The 15,328-nt window shown below is 62.7% G+C and carries 16 protein-coding genes; 3 read left to right on the top strand and 13 right to left on the bottom strand.

Annotation, left to right across the window (positions count from 1 at the left end):
* Nucleotides 1–17 precede the first annotated feature (17 nt).
* From LMTR21_RS03860 to urtA, 7 genes are all read right to left on the bottom strand, one after another.
* Complete coding sequence (locus tag LMTR21_RS03860) at nt 18–320, bottom strand: urease subunit gamma (protein ID WP_065753235.1); 303 nt, start codon at nt 318–320, stop codon at nt 18–20.
* Nucleotides 321–363: 43 nt separating this feature from the next.
* Nucleotides 364–1,200, bottom strand: a complete 837-nt coding sequence (locus LMTR21_RS03855; RefSeq protein ID WP_065753236.1) for an urease accessory protein UreD — start codon at nt 1,198–1,200, stop codon at nt 364–366.
* Between the two features lie 43 nt (nt 1,201–1,243).
* Complete coding sequence (gene urtE, locus LMTR21_RS03850) at nt 1,244–1,939, bottom strand: urea ABC transporter ATP-binding subunit UrtE (protein ID WP_065753237.1); 696 nt, start codon at nt 1,937–1,939, stop codon at nt 1,244–1,246.
* Nucleotides 1,940–1,942: 3 nt separating this feature from the next.
* Nucleotides 1,943–2,704: an urea ABC transporter ATP-binding protein UrtD gene (urtD, locus tag LMTR21_RS03845; RefSeq protein WP_065753238.1), complete on the bottom strand. Its 762-nt coding sequence runs from the start codon at nt 2,702–2,704 to the stop codon at nt 1,943–1,945.
* A 4-nt stretch (nt 2,705–2,708) separates the two neighbouring features.
* Nucleotides 2,709–3,875: an urea ABC transporter permease subunit UrtC gene (gene urtC / locus LMTR21_RS03840; protein WP_065753239.1), complete on the bottom strand. Its 1,167-nt coding sequence runs from the start codon at nt 3,873–3,875 to the stop codon at nt 2,709–2,711.
* Entirely contained in the window at nt 3,872–5,440 is a 1,569-nt protein-coding gene (gene urtB / locus LMTR21_RS03835; RefSeq protein WP_430642576.1) for an urea ABC transporter permease subunit UrtB, read from the bottom strand. Before urtB ends, urtC begins: the two co-directional genes overlap by 4 nt.
* Before the next feature lie 201 nt (nt 5,441–5,641).
* Nucleotides 5,642–6,958 carry an urea ABC transporter substrate-binding protein gene (gene urtA / locus LMTR21_RS03830; RefSeq protein WP_057838525.1) on the bottom strand — a complete coding sequence of 439 codons (1,317 nt, stop codon included), beginning with the start codon at nt 6,956–6,958 and terminating at the stop codon, nt 5,642–5,644.
* A gap of 543 nt (nt 6,959–7,501) precedes the next feature.
* Here urtA and LMTR21_RS03825 point away from each other — a divergent pair.
* From LMTR21_RS03825 to LMTR21_RS03815, 3 genes are all read left to right on the top strand, one after another.
* On the top strand, nt 7,502–8,956 hold the full coding sequence (locus tag LMTR21_RS03825) for a DEAD/DEAH box helicase (RefSeq protein ID WP_065753241.1): 1,455 nt from the start codon (nt 7,502–7,504) through the stop codon (nt 8,954–8,956).
* Between the two features lie 23 nt (nt 8,957–8,979).
* Entirely contained in the window at nt 8,980–9,267 is a 288-nt protein-coding gene (infA, locus tag LMTR21_RS03820) for a translation initiation factor IF-1 (RefSeq protein ID WP_057838523.1), read from the top strand.
* A 271-nt stretch (nt 9,268–9,538) separates the two neighbouring features.
* Complete coding sequence (locus LMTR21_RS03815; RefSeq protein ID WP_002714433.1) at nt 9,539–9,751, top strand: cold-shock protein; 213 nt, start codon at nt 9,539–9,541, stop codon at nt 9,749–9,751.
* A 131-nt stretch (nt 9,752–9,882) separates the two neighbouring features.
* Here LMTR21_RS03815 and LMTR21_RS03810 read toward each other — a convergent pair whose 3' ends face one another.
* From LMTR21_RS03810 to LMTR21_RS03785, 6 genes are all read right to left on the bottom strand, one after another.
* Nucleotides 9,883–10,371, bottom strand: coding sequence for a pilus assembly protein (locus LMTR21_RS03810; RefSeq protein ID WP_246175088.1), 489 nt, complete (start codon nt 10,369–10,371; stop codon nt 9,883–9,885).
* A gap of 104 nt (nt 10,372–10,475) precedes the next feature.
* Entirely contained in the window at nt 10,476–11,012 is a 537-nt protein-coding gene (locus tag LMTR21_RS03805) for a TadE/TadG family type IV pilus assembly protein (protein WP_065753243.1), read from the bottom strand.
* 173 nt (nt 11,013–11,185) lie between these two features.
* Entirely contained in the window at nt 11,186–11,686 is a 501-nt protein-coding gene (locus LMTR21_RS03800; RefSeq protein WP_065753244.1) for a pilus assembly protein N-terminal domain-containing protein, read from the bottom strand.
* A gap of 238 nt (nt 11,687–11,924) precedes the next feature.
* Nucleotides 11,925–12,752, bottom strand: coding sequence for a sterol desaturase family protein (locus LMTR21_RS03795; RefSeq protein WP_065753245.1), 828 nt, complete (start codon nt 12,750–12,752; stop codon nt 11,925–11,927).
* Nucleotides 12,753–12,810: 58 nt separating this feature from the next.
* Nucleotides 12,811–13,863 carry an acyltransferase family protein gene (locus tag LMTR21_RS03790; protein WP_065753246.1) on the bottom strand — a complete coding sequence of 351 codons (1,053 nt, stop codon included), beginning with the start codon at nt 13,861–13,863 and terminating at the stop codon, nt 12,811–12,813.
* Nucleotides 13,860–15,317: a hypothetical protein gene (locus tag LMTR21_RS03785; RefSeq protein ID WP_065753247.1), complete on the bottom strand. Its 1,458-nt coding sequence runs from the start codon at nt 15,315–15,317 to the stop codon at nt 13,860–13,862. The genes LMTR21_RS03790 and LMTR21_RS03785 overlap by 4 nt, the downstream gene beginning before the upstream one ends.
* Nucleotides 15,318–15,328 lie beyond the last annotated feature (11 nt).

Below are 15,328 nucleotides of genomic sequence, written 5' to 3'. Positions count from 1 at the left end.
CCCCGGAATGACGATGACTATCTGATCGGCTCATGCACGGTGACGAGTTTGGTGCCGTCGGGAAACGTCGCCTCGACCTGGATGTCGTGGATCATCTCCGCGATCCCATCCATGCATTGCGCGCGGGTGATGACCTGCGCGCCCGCCTGCATCAGTTCGGCGACAGTGCGGCCGTCACGCGCGCCCTCGACGATGAAGTCGGAGATGATGGCAATCGCCTCGGGATGGTTGAGCTTGACGCCGCGCTCGAGCCTGCGGCGCGCCACCATGGCCGCCATCGAGATCAAGAGCTTGTCCTTTTCGCGGGGGGAGAGATTCATGCGAGCACTCTGGTAATTGATAGACCTAGTTGAGCCACAGCCTTTAGCTTAGCCAAAGCCTTGGTAGCGCTGTGCCGCTGGCGCGGCCGAGCACCGTCATCATGTCGGCACGCAGCCGGGCGGCATCTTGGGCACAGAAGCGCGCCATTGCAAATCCATTCCACGAGGAGATGCCGACCTCCCCGCCGAACGCTTCCGACGCCTCGCGAATGCGCTCCACCAGCGCCTCGTCGCCGGGCACGATCAGCGCGGTCCCGATAGCTGCGCCGCCTTTCGCAACGGCCGGTCGCGCCAGTTTCGCGCCAATGTCACCATCGAGCCGGACGGTCTCCGCAAACACCAGGCGACCGCCGCGGCGCAGCCGCCAGCGGTCGACGAATTCGCCATGCTGCATCGTTTCGCCCATCGCCGCGCGGCCGAACACGACGATTTCGCAGAGCAGAAGCGAAGCACTCTCCGCCAGATCGATATCGATCCGCCTGATGATCCGCGCACGGTCGAACAGGATGGTCTCCTGCGGCAGCCAGGCGAGGTGCGCACCGGCCTCCGCTTTCAGGGCGATGGTGAGCTCTGCGGCAGGACCGGGCGCGCGATAAACCTTTTCGGCCGCTGCCGTCATCAGCGTCAGCCGCGTCCCCTCGCCTGCCCTGATGTCGATGTCGAAACGGTCGCCGCCGGCAATGCCGCCGGCGGTGTTGACGAAGACGCCCGACAGGCCCTCCGCTTCAGGGGAAGGAAAACGCACACGCAGCGAGCCTGACTCATGCAGGTCGCCGCGGCGCGTGACGCCATCCCGTAAATGCACGCCGAACCGAACCGCGCCCTGTGCCCGGTTGGCCGCGAAGGTGGCTGACGTCCCGCGCGCGATTTCGGCCTGCATCCGTCCCCCAAACGACGTTACGACGCTCCCCGACACACGAGGTTTACAGCGCCATCTGGCGGCTGATCTCGGCGGGGTCGAGGTTGGCGCGGTCGCAGGCAAATTTCACCGCGCCGCGGTCCATGACCGCGAAATTGTCGCCGAGCTCGCAGGCAAAGTCGAGATATTGTTCGACCAGCACGATCGCGATGTTGCCGAGGCTGCGCAGATAGGAGATGGCGCGGCCGATGTCCTTGATGATCGAGGGCTGGATGCCTTCGGTCGGCTCGTCGAGCAGCAACAGCTTCGGTCGCATCACCAGCGCGCGGCCGATCGCGAGCTGCTGTTGTTGCCCGCCGGAGAGGTCGCCGCCGCGGCGTCCCAGCATCGTGTTCAGTACCGGAAACAGCGAGAACACGTCATCGGGTATGTAGCGATCGTCGCGCTTGAGCGGACCGAACCCGGTCCTGAGATTTTCCTCAACGGTGAGCAGCGGGAAGATCTCGCGGCCCTGCGGCACGAAACCAATGCCGCGCCGTGCGCGCTCGTAGGGCTTCAAGCCGGTGATGTCGTTGCCTTCGAGCGTGATCGAGCCGCCCGCAATCGGATATTGCCCGACGAGCGCGCGCAGCAGCGAGGTCTTGCCGACGCCGTTGCGGCCGAGCACGCAGGTCACCTTGCCCGGCTCGGCGGACAGCGAGACACCGCGCAGGGCCTGAGCCGCGCCGTAATAAAGGCTGATGTTGTCGACCTTCAGCATGGATCAGCGCCCCAGATACACTTCGATCACCCGCTCGTTCGACGAGACCTGATCGATGGTCCCTTCGGCCAGCACCGTGCCTTCGTGCAGGCAGGTCACCTTGACGCCGAGCTCGCGGACGAAGGTCATGTCGTGCTCGACCACCATGACCGTCTTTTCCTTGTTGATTTCCTTCAACAGCTCCGCGGTCTGATGCGTCTCGACGTCGGTCATGCCGGCGACGGGTTCGTCGACCAGCAGCAGTTTCGGGTCCTGCGCCAGCAGCATGCCGATCTCCAGCCACTGTTTCTGGCCGTGCGACAGGCTGCCGGCTAGGCGATTGCGGGCATTGGTCAGGCGGATGGTTTCCAGCACGCGGTCGATCCGTTCGGATTCGGCTTTGTTGCCGCGCCAGAACAGCGTGCCCTTGACGCTGTGATCGACATTGAGCGCGAGCAGCAGATTGTCCTCGATGGTCTGGCTTTCGAACACCGTCGGCTTCTGGAACTTGCGGCCGATGCCGAGCTCGGCGATGCGGGTCTCATCGAGACGCGTCAGGTCGGTCATGCCGTCGAACAGCACCGTGCCTTCGTCCGGCTTGGTCTTGCCGGTGATGATGTCCATCATCGTGGTCTTGCCGGCACCGTTGGGGCCGATGATGGCACGCATCTCGCCGGGCTCGAGCGTCAGCGAAAGATTGTTGATGGCGTGAAAGCCGTCGAACGAGACGTGCACGCCGTCGAGATAGAGCAGCGCCGAAGTGGTCCTTCCCTCCATGACACTCATGCGCTTACTCCGCGGGCTTCGGTTCGCCGACGCCGTCCTCGAGCGCGGCGCTTTCGGCATTGGCTTTTTCCGTTTCCTTGCGGGACTCCCGCCAGGCATTGAAGGTGCCGACGATGCCCTTCGGCAGCAGCAGCGTCACCAGGATGAACAGCGCTCCCAGCATGAACAGCCAGTATGGCGCCAGCGGACCCGACGTGAAGAAGGTCTTGGCGTAATTGACGACGACGGCGCCGAGGGCTGCGCCCACTAGCGTGCCACGGCCGCCGACGGCGACCCAGATCACCGCCTCGATCGAATTGCCCGGCGCGAATTCGCTCGGATTGATGATGCCGACCTGCGGCACGTAGAGCGCACCGGCGACACCGGCCATGCAGGCCGACAGCGTGAATACGAACAGCTTGTAGGACTCGACGCGGTACCCGAGGAAGCGGGTGCGCGACTCGGCATCGCGGATCGCAATCAAGACCTTGCCGAGCTTGGAGGTCACCACCGCGCGGCAGATCAGGAAAGTCAGGATCAGCGCCAGGCAACTCAATGCGAACAACGCCGCGCGGGTGCCGTCGGCCTGCACGTTGAAACCCAGAATGTCCTTGAAATCGGTCAGGCCGTTATTGCCGCCAAAGCCGAAATCGTTGCGGAAGAACGCCAGCAGCAGCGCGTAAGTCATCGCCTGCGTGATGATGGAGAGATAGACACCGGTGACGCGCGAACGAAACGCCAGCCAGCCGAAGCAGAACGCGAGCAGGCCCGGGACGAGCAGCACCATCAAGGCCGCGAACCAGAACATATCAAAGCCGTGCCAGTACCACGGCAGCGCTGGATAATTCAGGAACACCATGAAGTCGGGCAGGATCGGATTGCCGTAGACGCCGCGGCTGCCGATCTGGCGCATCAGGTACATGCCCATCGCGTAGCCGCCGAGCGCGAAGAAGGCGCCATGGCCGAGCGAGAGAATGCCGCAATAGCCCCAGATCAGGTCGATCGAGAGCGCGAGGATGGCGTAGCAGGCGTATTTGCCGAACAGCGCGACCAGATAGGTAGGCACCTGCAGCGCCGAGCCGGCCGGCATCAGCAGGTTGGACAGCGGGATCAGCACGCCGAGGCCAGCGACGACGACGAGGAATATGGTGGCGCTGCGATCCAGCGATCGCGTCAGGACATGCGGCGTCATACTTCCACCGCCCGACCCTTGAGCGCGAACAGGCCGCGCGGACGCTTCTGGATGAACAGGATGATCAGCACCAGGATGGCGATCTTGCCGAGCACGGCGCCGGCCACCGGCTCCAGGAACTTGTTGGCGATGCCGAGCGTGAAGGCGCCAACCAGCGTGCCCCAGAGATTGCCGACACCGCCGAACACGACGACCATGAAGCTGTCGATGATGTAGCTCTGGCCGAGGTTGGGGCTGACATTGTCGATCTGCGACAGCGCGACGCCCGCGATCCCGGCAATGCCCGAGCCGAGGCCGAAGGTGAGCGCATCGACGCGCGAGGTGGCGATGCCCATGGAGGCCGCCATGCGGCGATTTTGAGTGACCGCGCGCATCTCGAGCCCAAGCGCCGTGTAGCGCAGCATCGCCAGCAGGATGACGAACACCGCCAGCGTGAAGCAGAGGATCCAGAGCCGGTTATAGGTGATGGTGATCTGCCCGAGTTCGAATGCGCCACTCATCCAGGAGGGATTGCCGACCTCGCGGTTGGTCGGGCCGAACATGGTGCGCACGGCCTGCTGCAGCACCAGCGACAGGCCCCAGGTCGCCAGCAGCGTTTCCAGCGGACGGCCATAGAGGAAGCGGATGATGCCGCGCTCGATCAGGACGCCGATGGCGCCGGCGACGAGGAACGCCAGCGGCACCGCGATCAGGAGCGAGTAATCGAACAGGCCGGGATAGCGGGTGCGGATGACCTCCTGCACCACGAAAGTGGTGTAGGCGCCGATCATCACCATTTCGCCATGCGCCATGTTGATGACGCCCATGACGCCGAAGGTGATGGCGAGCCCGATCGCGGCAAGCAGCAGCACCGATCCGAGCGACAGGCCGTACCAGGCGTTCTGCACCATCGACCACATCTGCAAATTGCTCTGGATCGAGGCGATCGCGCCGGTCACGGCGCGCGCGACATTGGGCGGCAGATCGCTGCCGAGACCGGTCAACAGCGCCATCGCTTCCTGGTCACCCTTTGCCTTGACCACGGCAACGGCCTCGAGCTTTTCGAGTTCGGTGGCGTCGGACTTGTAAAGCAGGATAGCGGCACGGGCCTCGGCGAAGGCCGCACTCACCGTCTTGTTGGTTTCCTTGGCCAGTGCGCCGTCGATCACGGGCAAGGCATTCTCGTCGTGGCTCTTGAAGACCGACTGCGCGGCGGCGATGCGCTTGGCGGGATCGGGCGACAACAGGGTCAGGCCGCCGAGCGCAGCCTCCACGGCGCGACGCAGGCGGTTGTTGAGACGGACGGCGGCTGCATTGTCGGGCAGCTTGTCGACGGCTGCGCCGGTAGCGGCGTCGATGATCTTGCCGTCGGCACCGGTGACGAAAACCTTCTTGGTATCGGGATCGGCCGACAGACGGCCGTCCTGCAGCGCGCTGATGATGGGAAAGGCGAGTGGATTGCCCGACGTCGCGACCGCGCCGATCGCCTCGTCGGTGTCGGAGAAGTCGTCATTGGCGAATTTGGCGACCGCATCCTCGAACGGACCGGCCAGCGCCGGCACGGCAACGCAAGCGGCGAGCAGGATGGCGAGTAGAACCGCGCGAAAACGGTCAAGGAAATTGGCAGACACAATACGCCCCGGCAGGAGTGTGGGGAGAAGGCGGCGGTATCGCCGCCTTCTCCGTTCTTGCTTGTAGTTCAGGTTCTCTTGGAAGTTCTCTTGGAAGTTTTTTTAAAAGGCTTTTTTACGTCAGGAGGATCATGATCCTGTCGGATCAGATCGGGATCAGGAGCCCTGACCGCCGCACTTGTTGGTCTTGGTGTTGTAGTTGCCGCACTTCTTGCCGACCCAATCGCCGATCAGGTCCTTGGAGCCGTCGAGCTCCTTCGACCAGGCGTCGCCAGCGACGAGACCCGGGGTCTTCCACACCACGTCGAACTGGCCGTTGGCCTTGATCTCGCCGATGAATACCGGCTTGGTGATGTGATGGTTCGGAAGCATCTTGGAGGTGCCGCCGGTCAGGTTCTTGGCTTCGATGCCCGGGAGAGCGTCGATCACCTTGTCCGGATCGGTCGACTTCACCTTCTCGACCGCTTTGACCCACATGTCGAAGCCGATGACGTGCGCTTCCATCGGATCGTTGGTCACGCGCTTCGGATTCTTGGTGTAGGCCTGCCACGCCTTGATGAACTTCTCGTTCTCCGGCGACTTGATCGACTGGAAGTAGTTCCAGGCGGCGAGATGGCCGAGCAGCGGCTTGGTGTCGATACCGGCGAGCTCTTCTTCACCGACCGAGAACGCGACAACCGGAATGTCGGTCGCCTTGATGCCCTGGTTGCCGAGCTCCTTGTAGAAGGGAACGTTGGCGTCGCCGTTGATGGTGGAGACCACGGCGGTCTTCTTGCCGGCCGAGCCGAACTTCTTGATGTCGGCCACGATCGTCTGCCAATCGGAGTGACCGAACGGCGTGTAGTTGATCATGATGTCTTCCTGCTTGACGCCCTTCGACTTCAAGTAGGCTTCGAGGATCTTGTTGGTGGTGCGCGGATAGACGTAGTCGGTGCCTGCCAGCACCCAGCGCTTCACCTTCTCGTCCTTCATCAGATAGTCGACAGCGGGGATCGCCTGCTGGTTCGGGGCGGCGCCGGTGTAGAACACGTTGCGCTCGGATTCTTCACCCTCGTACTGCACGGGGTAGAACAGGATCGAGTTCAGCTCCTTGAACACCGGGAGCACGGACTTGCGGGACACCGAGGTCCAGCAGCCGAACACGACCGAAACCTTGTCCTTGGTGATCAGCTCGCGGGCCTTTTCGGCAAACAGCGGCCAGTTCGACGCGGGATCGACGACGACGGCTTCGAGCTTCTTGCCCATCACGCCGCCCTTCTTGTTCTGCTCGTCGATCAGGAAGAGGATGGTGTCCTTCAGCGTGGTTTCGCTGATGGCCATGGTGCCGGAGAGCGAGTGCAGGACGCCGACCTTGATGGTCTCCTGCGCTTTGGCGTTCGAGAACGCCGCCAGACCCAGAACCAGGCCGGCGGTGGCCGCCAGCCAGCGGCGGCGGCTCAGCGTCGCTATATCGTGAGTCAATTTTGTAAGCATGAAATGTCATCTCCCTGACGCAGGCGTTAAACGCTGCGAACGGCCCCACGGCCGCCTGCGTTAAGGGAATCGCAAGAACCATGCCACGGCTATATGACGGCATAAGCTCCTCTAATCGCTTGAAAATTCTGGCTACACCAAAACCGATGACGGCCGATATGCCTATTTCCTGAGCTTCGGAAATGTATGCTTTGGCGGCAAACTATCTATTTTTTGTGCAAAAGCCGCAATTTGGCTAAATTTCTTGCACGCTTTTTGATCGTTTCGGTCTGACGAGCGGCACCACGCGGGCCGCGCCGATCGGCTTCCTTAACAGCGCAGGCAAAGCGCACGGAATTCACCTTGAAAGCGCCGTGCGACTGCTCCATATGATCCCCGTGACCTAGAGAATCATCAGGTCCCTGCGAGCCGCGTGTTCTGATCCCGTTTTGCGGTTTCTGGCTTGCCCCCTTCAGCTAGCAAAACCGACGCCCCAAACACGCGGGTGTCTCCAGACACACTCGCGCGCTCCTTGGCTGAAACCGCCGGGCGCCTGCTCTTTTTATGGAAAGAACCACCCTTTTGACCTTCTTTCAGGATTTCGGCCTCGCCGATCCCATCTCGCGTGCGCTCAAGGAAGAAAATTACCACACGCCCACGCCCATCCAGGCCCAGACCATCCCCATCGCAATGACCGGCCGCGACGTCGTCGGCATCGCCCAGACCGGAACCGGCAAGACCGCGGCCTTCGCGCTGCCGATCCTGCACCGGATCCTGGAGAACCGCGTCCGGCCGCAGCCGAAGAGCTGCCGCGTGCTGGTGCTGTCCCCCACCCGCGAACTGTCCGGTCAGATCCTCGACAGCTTCAACGCCTATGGCCGCCACATCCGCCTGACCTCGGCGCTCGCGATCGGCGGCGTGCCAATGGGCCGACAGGTCCGCTCGGTCATGCAGGGCGTGGAAGTCATGGTGGCCACCCCCGGCCGCCTGCTCGATCTCGTCCAGAGCAACGGGCTGAAGCTGAACCAGGTCGAGTTCCTAGTGCTCGACGAAGCCGACCGCATGCTCGACATGGGCTTCATCAACGACATTCGCAAAGTCGTCGCCAAGCTGCCTATCAAGCGGCAGACGCTGTTCTTCTCGGCCACCATGCCGAAGGATATCGCAGAACTCGCCGAATCCATGCTGCGCGACCCCGCCCGCGTGGCGGTGACCCCGGTGGCCTCGACGGCCGACCGGATCGCCCAGCGCATCATCCAGGTCGATTTCGCTGCCAAGCCGGCGGTGCTGGCGCAGCTTTTGAAGCAGGAACCGGTCGACCGCGCGCTGGTGTTTACCCGCACCAAGCACGGCGCCGACAAGGTAGTGAAGGTGCTGGCCAAGGCCGGCATCGAAGCCAACGCCATTCACGGCAACAAGTCGCAGAACCACCGGGAACGCGTGCTGGCGGCGTTCCGCTCCGGCGAGATCCGTACCCTGGTCGCCACCGACATCGCCGCCCGCGGCATCGACGTCGACGGCATCAGCCATGTGGTGAATTTCGACCTGCCCAACGTGCCCGAAACCTATGTGCACCGTATCGGGCGTACCGCCCGCGCCGGCAGGGAAGGTGTCGCGATCTCGCTGATCGCCGGCGCCGAGGAGATGGGCTATCTGCGCGACATCGAGCGGCTGATCCGAATTGCGCTGCCGCGGGAAGACCGCCGCACGCCGGGGAGCCGCGACGCCGCACCGGCGGCCCCGCATCACTCCGCCCAGCACCGGAACGGACGGTCCGCGCCGCGCGCCCATGCTGGCCGTTCCAATGAGCAGCAGCCGTCAAAAGGCCCTCGCCGACGACGCCGCGGTGGTGGTAATAATGCCGCGCCGCAGCCGAACCGGCATGAGTCGCCGCGTCAGCCGCAGCAGGGCAGCAAGAGCCAAGCCGGCCACAGCGAAGGCATTCAAGGCGTCGCCTTCTTGCATCGCGAGAGCCGTCCGAATAATCAACCGAACCGTAGCCACCGACCGCAGCGCTAGCCTCGATCGACCTGGAGACCACCATGGCTAAAGAAGAGCTGATCCAGTTCGAAGGACTGGTGACCGAAATCCTCCCCGACGCGCGCTATCGCGTGCAGCTCGATGCCGGACACGAGATTGTTGCCTATACCGCGGGCAAGATGAAGAAGAACCGGATCAAGACGCTCGCAGGCGATCGGGTCACGATCGAAATGTCACCCTATGATCTGGAGAAAGGACGCCTGATCTTCCGTCACAAGGACGAGCGTCCCAGCAATCCCGGCGCCCCGCGCGGTGCGCCACCGCGCGGCGGACAGTTCCGTCGCCGGTAAACGAACCCTTAACACCTGCGAAAACGCGCCCGATACGCTTCTTGTCGTGCGCGAACGCGGCCGGCTGGCCGGCCGAATCAAAAAATCGTGCACGTCAGGATTGTTTTGACTGATGCAATCGAATAATATTAAGCATCGATTTTCGGCCGGACGACATTAGCTATCCACCGGTACAGCCGGTTTAGACGCTGACGACCCTTCCAAAAATTCGATCTCACCAGCCCATCGAAGGGTGGGCTACGACTTGTATATCTGAGAAGGGACTACCCCAGTGAGCATGGGAACCGTGAAGTGGTTTAACGCAACCAAGGGCTATGGCTTCATCCAGCCGGATGACGGCGGCAATGACGTGTTCGTGCACATCAGCGCTGTCGAACGTGCCGGCCTCGGAACGTTGCGTGAAGGCCAGAAGATCTCCTACGAAATCGTGGCAGATCGCCGCTCTGGCAAATCTTCGGCCGACAATCTGCGCGCCGCCGGATAAGCGATTTTCGGGCCGACAGCGTCCCGAAGATCGCCGCTGAACAATTCAGCCGAATAAATCAAAAGGCCGCGCCCATGGCGCGGCCTTTTTCATCTCATCGTTTTCCTGGCAGTTCGCCCGGCACGGGCGTTTCATTTCTGTTCGCAGACCGTCGTATTGTACATCACGCAAAGCGACTGGCGCGGACGGGTGAAGGTGACATCGCTCAGCGTGATGCCATTCGCCTTGTTGATGAACCAGGCAACGCTGGGAACATATTTGTATTTCACCTCGCTGTAGATCAGGTAGGTGTTGGCGATCTTGAGCGCCTCCGGAATCTCGATGATGTCGCCCGCGGAGTGCGCGTTGGCGCCTTGGCTCCACTGTACCCGCGCCTTCAACGTGGTCGGATTGATCCAGAGTTCGGTGATCGTCCCCTCCACCGGAGTCGACGCATAAGGCGTCATGATCGCCTTGCTGGCATTGAAGAAATTGGTCAACTGCGCATCGGTGACCTTCTCGTTCTGGGACGTCAGGTCCGACAGCGTGCGCGCCATGATCGTCACCTTGCGGTCGATGGCGACGCCGGCCGAGAACTCGTAGGTTCCGACGAGCATCATTGCCATGAGGGGCATGATCATCGCGAATTCGACCGCTCCGACACCACGGTTGTTCCCAACCAATTCGAACGCGTGGCGGCGCATACGAAGCCAGATTCCAGTAATCGGTTTCATCGTCCTGGGCCCTATAGGTAGGGTTCGTTTTGGAATGCCGCGGTCGCCGTCAACAGCCGCTGATTGTTGCCTATGTTCGCAACGTTGAAGCCGAGGCCGGTGACGAACAGCGGCCACTTGTAGAACAGCCGCACGACGACGATGTCGCCGGGTCCGCCCGGCAGATAATTGTTCGGAGGAACGAAATTTCCCGCAACGATCGGGTCGGAAACGTTGACGCTGGAAAACGCCTTGTAGCTCTGCACGTCGATCGAGATGCCGTTGACGCAATCGAACATGATGGTGAGCTTGGCGCAAACGGCGTTCTTGAATTGCGCCTGGGTGAAGGAGGAGTTCTGCGCCTGGCCGGTCAAGATCAGACGGGACGTATCCTGCGTCACCGTCTCGAGAATCTGGCTGGCAAAGAACACCAGCGCCAGTTCGATGATCGCGAACAGGACGCCGAAGAATATCGGCGCGATCAGCGCGAACTCGACGGCGGCCGTGCCCCTTCGATTGCGACGAAACCGGCGCAGGATGTTTGTCTTGGAAGCTGTGGAAGGCGGCATCGACGAGACCTCAGAACGCGAGGGGATTGCCGCGAAAACCTATCCGAAACTGATTGTTGAATTGTTTCGGCCGATCCAGCCAGAACGACCCGTTGCGTTAAACCGGTCTTAACCGTGCCGAGAGACCGTTGCCGACGCCCCCAATCCAATGGGGGGCGAGCCCGTGCAACGGATTAGTTCCTACCGCCGGCCGCCGCGCCCGCGGCCTGGCCGGAGAGCACGCCGGCCTGACTGATTGCGGTCTGGAAGTAGTTCACACCGTCGCCGAGGGTGACGCGGCGCTGGCAGGTCGGCATGCAGCTATAGGATTCGCGCTCGACGCCGCGATAGATGGTGACGAGTTGCTCGGACGGGCCCTCGACCTGGATCTGGCGGTCCACCAGCACCTCACCGTTGCGGTCCATGGCGATGAAGTTGGTCGCGCCGTAGCCCTTGCCGGTAACCACGACGATGCCGCCGCTCTGCAGCGTCACGTCCGCAATCAGCGGGTTTCCAACCACGATGGTGGAGACCTTGGCAGGAAGCTTCACAAGCTTCGCTTGGTCGACATAGACGGCGATGCGGTCGGGATCGGGCGAGGCCAGGCAGACGGCCGGCCACAGCAGGATTCCTGCAACGACGGAACGCAATCCAAAACGCGCGCGCGCGCGAATACGCGGAAACTTGAACGACATACTCTACCCCGGGGCATCAACAGGCCGGCAATGGCGGATACACAGCGGAACCGGCGCCCGACAAGGTGAATCTGACGACAATTCATGAACAAAGGGCAAATAGGCCGCGCCCGGCGGCAAGAAATCCGCCATTTACCCTTTTTGATTTGAGCATGATCTCCGCGCAAGCGCATTCGCGTTTGTCGCGAGGGAAAACCGGTGCCCACTTTTGCGCTAACGTGGCCCTGCGGGTCCGGCTCTACTTGCGGAACGGATAGACCAGTTGCCCGACGATCTCGCGGGGAAACGAGACCTGATCGTCCACGCCATAATGCTCCGGCAGGCGGTCTTTCGGCATCCGAAAGGTCCCGAACAGGAGGTCCCAGAGCGGAAAGGTGCCTGCGAAATTGGTGTCGCCGCCCTCTTCGCGGGCGGTGTGGTGCCAGCGGTGAAACACCGGCGTCGCCACGACGTATTTGAGCGGCCCGAGCGTCCAGTTGAGGTTGGCGTGGACGAAGGCCGAATGGAAGATGTTGAACGGCCCGAGCCAGAGCATCACGCCCGGCGAAATGCCGGCCAGCAGCAGCGCGACGTCAACCCCGATGGTCCCGAGCAGCAGGTTGGCGGGATGAAAGCGCGCCGCCGAGATCCAGTCCACGTCCTCTGAGGAATGGTGGATGGCATGGTATTTCCAGAACCCGCCGCCATGAAACATGCGGTGCAGCCAGTACATCATGAAATCGGCGGCGACCAGGAACAGGATCGCCTGCAGCCACAAGGGCAGCGTCGATAGCGGGCCGTGGCCGTTGTCATAGAAGGCGATCAGTTCGTCGGCATCGCGAATTCCAAACAGCAGCGCGGCGCCGAGCACAAGCAGCCCGATGCGAAATACGCGCGCGAACAGCGGCACCAGGAACCAGTAGCAGACGTCGGTGACGAGCTCGCGCTTGCGCCACCAGGGCTTGCCGGGATTGCAGGCCCAGAAATGCGAAAGCAGCGAGAACAGCAACGCCAGCGCGATCGTGACGGGCACCACCTTGGCCAGGGTCTGGCCGAACATCTCGACGATTTCGGTCGGCAGATTCATTTCGACCGGCGTATCAGAATCCCCGCCTCGCCGCCAGTTGCCCAGCCGTCGGCGGGCTTCAGGCGGTCGTCACGACGGCTTTCGGGGCACCACCGGCCGACGCCAATGCGTGGCCCAGCCGGTTGAAGGGACGCTCGATCCGGGGCTCGATCAGATAATAGCTGAACGCCAGCGACACGGTGGAAACCAGCAAGAACAGCGGCACCAGGCCCACCGGGACCAGTCCGGCGATCAGCGACACCACGGCGAAATGAACGAGATAGATGGCGTAGGAGTGGCGTCCCAGCACCGTCATCCAGGACAGCGCGACGTTCGAGATCAGGACACCGAACGCGAATGCAGCCAGCAGCGCGATTTCGGCAGCCTGCGGCGTGACGATCAGCGCAGCGCCGAGCAGCAGCAGCGCGGCGAATGTCGGCCTGTTCTTCAGCTCGATATAGTCATACAGCAGGATACCAAAGCCGAAGCAGATCACCTGGCGCGGCAGCCAGCTGGTGAAGACGCCTTCAGCCAGAAACGCCTGGCTGGCGGGCAGCGACGCCGCCAACCGCGGAATCAGATAGGGCTCGACGGCCAATTGTCCGATGACGCTGACAAGCGCGATCGACGTGTAACACAGCGTGGCGCCGTTGCGGCGGCGGAACAGGTAGATCAGCAGCGGGAACAGCAGATAGAACTGCATTTCCACCGCAATGCTCCAGCCGCCCGGAACGACCGAATTGTAGGCGGTGACGCTGCACGAATGCAGGAAGAAAAACGTCAGCAGCACCTCGCTGACGCCGACGCCGTCAGGCGCAAAATTCGTGATGCCGCGACCGCGCGTCGCCAGCAGATAAAAAACAATGGCGACCCAGAACAGCGGCGCGATACGGAAGAAGCGCCGGATATAGAACGAGCGGGCGGCGGCCAGATCGAGCCTGTCGCCGAATGTCAGCATCATCGTATAGCCGCTGATGATGAAAAAGAGCTGGACGCCGAGCCCGCCGTAGTTCTTGGCAAACCAGGTCAGGCCGGGAACGACGCCGGTGGACTCTTCCTGGCAGTGCACCAGCACGACCAGCAGAATGGCGACGCCGCGCAAAAGATCCAGCGACTGGTTGCGCCGTGTCATGGTGTGCCGGCGGTACGGACGTGCAATATGGCGTTGCCATCGGCGTAGACGCGCCGCCAGCCGGCGGTGTGGTCAAGCAGGCTGGCCGCCGGCGTGAAAGGCGTCAGCAGCACGGCATCGATCTGCCAGGCCTTGAGGATATTCAGAAGCTCGTTCACGTCCTTGAGCTGCATCGCGCGGTAATAGGCCATCTCAAAGGCTTCGCCGTAGAGCTCGGCACGCCCGTCGATGAAGACCGGCATCTGCCGCCAGATCAGATAGCCGCCGAACGGGAGATCGTTGAGAACCCGCTTCGGATGATGCGCCATCAGCGCATCGACGGCCGCCGCCGGCGAATGGTTTTGGGGCGGTGCGAAAGTGGTGTTGGCCGCCAGCAGCCACGTCCAGCCACCGAGCAGGGCGATTACCATCGCCACCACGGACATCGGGGCACCGGTGCGGGCGGACCAGGCAGGCCGCAGCGCGAACTGCGAGGCCACCGGCGCGAGCACCACGATCGGCAGCAGCAGCGCGAAGATTTCGACATTCCTGACATGCGACAGCGCCATGTGCAGCAGGCCCAGCACCAGCGCGATTCGTGGCGGCGTGAGCTTGACGCCGCCATAGAGCCCGCCGGCGATCAAGAGAAGGATCGCCGCTTCGAACGCGCCGAATTTGCTGAAGTCCGCCGGCATCCATTCATAGATCAGATGCAGGAGTTCGCCGAGATCCAGGATCTTGCGGGCGGCGAGGATCGATCCCCAGCCGTACGGCGTGGCGCAGCAGGCTACCAGCGCACCGACGCCGAACACTGCCCAGCGCAGCGTCACCGACCGTCGCCGGGCGTGCTCAGCATTCCACAGCGCGTCCAGCGCGAACGCGCCGACCAGCACGAGGCCGAACACGAACCCGCCGTGCAGGTTCGCCCACAACGCGAGCAACGGCAACAGCCATGGCGAGGGCGCCTCTCCGCGCTCGCTCGCCGACATCAGCCCGTACGCCCACGCCAGCATGATCGGCAGCACCAGCACGTGCGGGCGCGCCAGAAAATGCCCCATCGAAAGCACCAGCGCCGCGATCGCGACCGCGACCGCATAGCCGGCGGGGATGCGGCGGCCTAGAATGTGGGCAAACAATGCGAAGGTTGCTGCGATCGAGCTCGCGGCGAGAACGACCGGTCCGGTCCAGCCCGCCAGATTGTAGCTCACCGCATAGAGCACCTGCGCCAGCCAGGACGACGACGTCCACGGCTCGCCGGCCTTGGTGAAGGAATAGATGTCGACGCGCGGCAAGGCGTGGTGGTCGAGGATCCACTGACCCACGGCGATCTGCCAGTAAGTGTCGGAATCGTTCAGAAGCGCCGCGCCGCGGATCAGCAACAGCGCGTAGACGCCAATGCCGAGCCACAGCCATGCCGGAATGTCGGCAAGGCTGAAGGTTTTCTCGCTCCGGATCGCCTCCGCTTCGATGCTCATGCGAAATTACC

Source organism: Bradyrhizobium paxllaeri (assembly GCF_001693515.2).
GTDB classification, from domain to species: domain Bacteria; phylum Pseudomonadota; class Alphaproteobacteria; order Rhizobiales; family Xanthobacteraceae; genus Bradyrhizobium; species Bradyrhizobium paxllaeri.
The sequence above is the reverse complement of the archived record's forward strand: the minus strand, read 5'-3'. Positions and strand labels throughout refer to the sequence as shown.